The sequence below is a fragment of the Sphingomonas sp. CCH9-F2 genome (assembly GCF_001556735.1).
Lineage (GTDB): Bacteria > Pseudomonadota > Alphaproteobacteria > Sphingomonadales > Sphingomonadaceae > Sphingomonas > Sphingomonas ginsenosidimutans.
The window spans coordinates 1-5,108 of record NZ_LSJO01000665.1 but is presented as its reverse complement, the minus strand read 5'-3'; the positions used below and the strand labels follow the sequence as shown (position 1 = coordinate 5,108).

General features: G+C 70.7%; 4 protein-coding genes. 2 read left to right on the top strand and 2 right to left on the bottom strand.

The annotated features are described in order from the left end of the window. A partial coding sequence (locus AX685_RS18900) for a protein-disulfide reductase DsbD domain-containing protein (RefSeq protein WP_082741092.1) occupies positions 1 to 1,569 on the bottom strand: 1,569 nt, incomplete at its 3' end. A 51-nt stretch (positions 1,570 to 1,620) separates the two neighbouring features. Here AX685_RS18900 and AX685_RS18895 point away from each other — a divergent pair. Together AX685_RS18895 and AX685_RS18890 are read left to right on the top strand one after the other, a co-directional pair. Continuing rightward, a complete protein-coding gene (locus AX685_RS18895) occupies positions 1,621 to 3,327 on the top strand; it encodes an alkaline phosphatase family protein (RefSeq protein WP_066491478.1) in 1,707 nt (568 codons plus the stop codon). Between the two features lie 79 nt (positions 3,328 to 3,406). Then, positions 3,407 to 4,831: an aldehyde dehydrogenase family protein gene (locus AX685_RS18890; protein ID WP_066491480.1), complete on the top strand. Its 1,425-nt coding sequence runs from the start codon at positions 3,407 to 3,409 to the stop codon at positions 4,829 to 4,831. Between the two features lie 48 nt (positions 4,832 to 4,879). Here AX685_RS18890 and AX685_RS18885 read toward each other — a convergent pair. After that, a partial coding sequence (locus tag AX685_RS18885; RefSeq protein WP_156445936.1) for a hypothetical protein occupies positions 4,880 to 5,108 on the bottom strand: 229 nt, incomplete at its 5' end.

The window sequence follows — 5,108 nt, the reverse complement described above, 5'->3', positions numbered from 1 at the left end:
CCCGCCGATCCACAGCCCCAGCGCGAGCAGCAGCGTAGCGGCCAGCCCGATCGTCATCCCGTCGATCCCCGCCTGCCGCCCCAATACCCAGGCGAGCGCCAGCGCGGTCAGGAACATCGGCACCGCCAGCACGCGGCGCAGCCGCGCCATCCACGCCCCCGGCTTCGGCATCCGCCGGCGCAAGCCGGGGACGAAGCCGATCAGCAGGAACGGCAGCGCGATCCCTAGCCCCAGCCCCGCGAAAACCGTCAGCGCAGCGGCGGCGGGCAGCACCAGCGCGGCACCGATCGCGCCGGCCATGAACGGCCCGCTGCACGGCGTCGCGACGAACGCGGCCAGCGCGCCGGTCATGAACGCGCCGGTCGCCCCGCCCTTTCCCGCGAAGGCGGGCACCGGCAGTTCGAACAGCCCAGCCAGGTTGAACGCGATCGCGCTGACCAGCAGCAGCAGCACGCCGATGACGCGCGGGTCCTGCAACTGGAACGCCCAGCCCGCGCTCGACCCCGCGGCGCGCAACGCCAGCAGCACCGCGCCCAGCGCGACGCACACCAGCATTACGCCGGCGGTATAGGCCAGCGCCTCGGCCCGCGCGGCGCGCTCGCCCTCGCCCGATCGCGCCAGCCCCAGCGCCTTCAGGCTCAGGATCGGGAAGACGCACGGCATGACGTTGAGCAGCAGCCCGCCCAGCACCGCGCCCGCGAACGCCAGCGCCGCCGCCGACCAGTCCAGCCCGGTGCGCACCGCCGCCACCGTACCGGGCCGCGCCGTCAGCGACAGGCCGACGCCGTCGCCGGTCGCCAGCACCCCCGCGATCGCACCGCCTTCCGGGGTGGCCGCGCTCCTGGTTTCGATCACCACCCGGTCGCCGTCGCGCGTCACGCTTTGCTGCGCAGCATAATCGGTCGCGCCGCCCGCCACCGGATAGAACCATGCCGCCCCCAGCGCGGCATCACGCGGGAACGGCACCGACAGGCGGAAGCGGTCGCCGACGCGCTGCCACGTCGCCTCGCTGCCCAGCGGGCGCGGCAGCGCGCGGCGCCAGGCGTCGAACCGCGCGCGCGTCGCGGCATCGACCGCACCGTCGCCGATCGTCAGCACGGTCGACAGCGTCTGCGTTTCCGGCACGCAGAGCTCGGTCGTGCAGACCAGATAGTCGAGCTTCGCGGCGACCGGCACGCGCGTGCCCTTCGCCAGCCCGGCAGGCAGCGACAGGCGGGTCAGCAGCGCGAACGGCCGTTCGTACACATGGTTCATCAGCCCCGCGATCACCAGCCGCTGCGGCACCGGATAGTCGAGCGGCGCGGCGCGCACCCCAGCGGGCAGCGTCCATTCGGCGCGCGTCTCCACCCCCGCATCGCCGGGGTTCTTCCAGTATCCGTGCCACCCCGCCGCGGGCACGGCAGCGAACGCCAGCGCCACGTCGCTCCCGGCCGCCGGGCTCGCGCTTTCGGGCACCAGCGTGATCGCCAGATGCGGCGCGGCGGGCGCGCCCGATGCCAGCGGCGCGGCCAGCAGCGCGGCGATTGTCATAAGGGTGAAAAGCGCCGCGCGCACAGCTTGCCTGACCATCGGTCCCGGCTCATAGCCGGAACCAGCTCCTCTTGTAACCAAGGTCGCCCCATGAAAGCGTTCGCCGCCGCTGCCGCCCTGCTGACCACCGTCGCCGCACCGGCGCTCGCACAAGGTGCGGCCACGAGGGCGCGAGCGGAACGGACCCTCGGTTATGTCCAGGTGCCCGACGCCGCACCGGTGTCCGTTGCCGCCACCCCGGCGCTGCCGCGTGCCAAGCCGAAGCTGATCGTCGCCATTTCGGTCGACCAGTTTTCCGCCGATCTGTACGCGCAATATCGCAACCGCTTCACCGACGGGCTGGCGCGGCTGTCGCAGGGGGTCGTGTTCCCGTCGGGCTATCAAAGCCATGCCGCGACCGAGACGTGTCCGGGCCACTCGACGATCCTGACCGGCATGCGCCCCGCACATACCGGGATCATCGCCAACACCTGGCTCGACCAGACGGTCGGGCGCGAGGACAAGATGGTCTATTGCGCGGAGGACGAGCGCGTGCCGGGGACCGAGCACGGCAGCAAGTACGTCCCCTCCGACTGGCATCTGAAGGTGCCGACACTGGGCGAGATGATGAAGCGCGCCGATCCCGCCACGCGCGTCGTGTCGGTCGCCGGGAAGGACCGCGCCGCGATCATGATGGGCGGGCACCAGATCGACCAGATATGGTTCTGGAACACCGACAAGTTCGTCTCCTACCCGGGCCGCGCGACGCCCGCGGTGGTACAGCGCGCCAATGACGCGGTCGGCAAGCTGTTCGCCGCGCCGCAGGCCGCGCTGCCGCTGCCGGGCTATTGCAAGGGGCTGTCGCAGCCGATCGCGGTCGGCGGGCAGACGCTGGGCACCGGCCGGTTCGAGCGCGCGGGCGGCGATGCCAAGGCATTCCGCGCCTCGCCCGCGCTCGACGGCGCGGTCTTCGCGCTGGCGGCGGGGATGATCCAGGACATGAAGCTGGGACAGGGTCCGGCGACCGACCTGATCGCGATCGGCGCGTCGGCTACCGACTATATCGGCCATGCGATGGGCACGCAGGGGTCGGAGATGTGCATCCAGATGGAGCAGCTCGACCAGACGATCGGCGCGTTCCTGGCGCAGCTCGACAGCTGGGGGCTGGATTACGAGGTGATGCTGACCGCCGATCACGGCGCGCACGACATGACCGAGCGGCAGCAGCAGCGCGCGATGCCGATGGAGGCGCATGTCGACGGGTCGGTCGCCGCCAAGCTGGTCGGCGCCGCGATCGGGCGCGACCTGGGGATCGCCGGGCCGGTACTGCTGGGGCCGGAAAGCGACGTCTATATCGCCGCCAGCGTGCCGCAGGCGCGCCGCGCGGCGGTGCTGGCGGAGGCGAAGAAGCGGTATATGGCCATGCCGCAGGTCGCCGCCGCCTATACCCGCGACGAAATCGCCGCCACGCCGATGGCGACGACACCGCCCGAATTGTGGACGCTGCTCGAACGGGCGCGCGCCTCCTACGATCCGCAGCGGTCGGGCGACCTGATGGTGCTGCTGCGCCCGCGCATCACCACCATCGGCGCGCCGGGGCCCTATTATGTCGAAACCCACGGCAGCCCGTGGGATTACGACCGCCGCGTGCCGATCCTGTTCTGGCGCAAGGGGATGGCCGGGTTCGAACAGCCGCTGTCGGTCGAAACGGTCGACATCCTCCCCACGCTGGCCGCTACCATCGGGCTGCCGGTGTCGGGCCTCGACGGGCGCTGTCTCGATCTGGACGCGGGCGCGGCGGACACCTGTCCGCGATAACGCCCGCATTGTCCGGTTTCGTCTTGCAACCCACCGCGCCGCACCGCATGAAACGTAACAACAATTACGGAGAGCGATGATGCAGAGCTACCTGAAGCATTACATCAACGGCGCGTGGGTGGAGAGCCAGGGCGGTCGTCGCCATGAAGTGATCGATCCGGCCACCGAGCAGCCGTGCACCGAAATCACGCTGGGCACCGCCGCGGACGTCGATGCCGCAGTCGATGCGGCGCGCACCGCCTTCGAAAGCTGGTCGCGGTCGACCGTGGACGAGCGCAAGGCGCTGCTGGCGCGGATCATCGACGAATACAAGAAGCGCATTCCCGATCTCGCCCGGTCGATGGCGCAGGAAATGGGCGCGCCGATGGGGCTGGCGATGGCCGCGCAGGCGCCGACCGGACTTGCGCATTTTGCCACCACGATGAAAGCGCTCGACAGCTTCGTGTTCGAGGAGACGGTGGGCAAGGCGAAGGTCGTGCACGAACCGCTCGGCGTCGTGGCGATGATCACGCCGTGGAACTGGCCGCTCAACCAGATCTGCGCGAAGGTCGCGCCGGCGCTGGCGGCGGGGGACACGATGATCCTGAAGCCGTCGGAGGAAGCGCCCGGCTGCGCCGCGATCCTGGCCGAGATCCTTGATGCCGCCGGGGTTCCGGCGGGCGTCTTCAACCTCGTCAACGGCGACGGACCGGGCGTCGGCGCGGCGCTGTCGTCGCATCGCGGCGTCGACATGGTCAGCTTCACCGGATCGACCCGCGCGGGCGTGGCGGTGGCGCAGGCCGCCGCGACGACGGTCAAGCGCGTCCATCAGGAACTGGGCGGCAAGGCGCCGAACCTGGTGCTGGAGGGCGCCGACCTGGGCACCGTCCTGCCGCCGACGGTGGCCGGCGTGCTAGCCAATTCGGGGCAAAGCTGCATCGCGCCGACGCGCCTGCTGGTCCACGACAGCCAGGTCGCTGACGCGACGCAGATCGTGAAATCGATGATGGAGCAGACGAAGGTCGGCAACCCGCTGGAGGATGGCCAGCACATCGGCCCGGTCGTCAACAAGGCGCAATATGAGAAGATCCAGGGGCTGATCCAGTCGGCGATCGACGAAGGCGCGACGCTGGTCACCGGCGGTCCGGGGCGGCCGGACGGGCGCAATTCGGGCTTCTTCATCCAGCCGACGCTGTTCACCGACGTCACTCCCGACATGCGCATCGCGCGGGAGGAGACGTTTGGCCCGGTCGCCACGATCACCCGCTACAGCGACCTCGACGAGGCGGTGCGCGTCGCCAACGACACCGAATACGGGCTGTCGGCGACCATCTCCGGCGATCCGGCGAAGGCGGCGGAGGTCGCGCCGCGGCTGCGCGCCGGGCTGGTCACGATCAACAGCTGGTCGCCCGACATCGCCGCGCCGTTCGGCGGCTACAAGCAGTCGGGCAACGGCCGCGAGAACGGCAAGTACGGCCTGACCGACTTCATGGAAGTCAAGACGATCGTCGGCGCCCCCGCCTGACGAGACGACCGGCGACCGGCGCGCTCACCCCGCGCCGGTCGCACCCCCTCAATAATCGCGCGACACCCGCACATTGGCGCTTTGCCGCCCCAGCGTCGAGATCGACGACAGCAGCGACAGCCAGCGCGTCACCTGGAATTCCACGCGCGTCGCGGAATAGCCCTGGCCGTCGGTGATGATCTCCGCATACAGCCTCCGCGTCACGAACTTGCCCGCCGCGATCGACGTGCCCTGCCCGGTCTGCGGATCGGCGGGCAGGATGCGCAGCCGGTCCAGC

Coding starts and splice junctions, on each gene's coding strand:
- AX685_RS18895 (WP_066491478.1), top strand. CDS start 1,621: ATGAAAGCGTTCGCCGCCGCTGCCGCCCTGCTGACCACCGTCGCCGCA.
- AX685_RS18890 (WP_066491480.1), top strand. CDS start 3,407: ATGCAGAGCTACCTGAAGCATTACATCAACGGCGCGTGGGTGGAGAGC.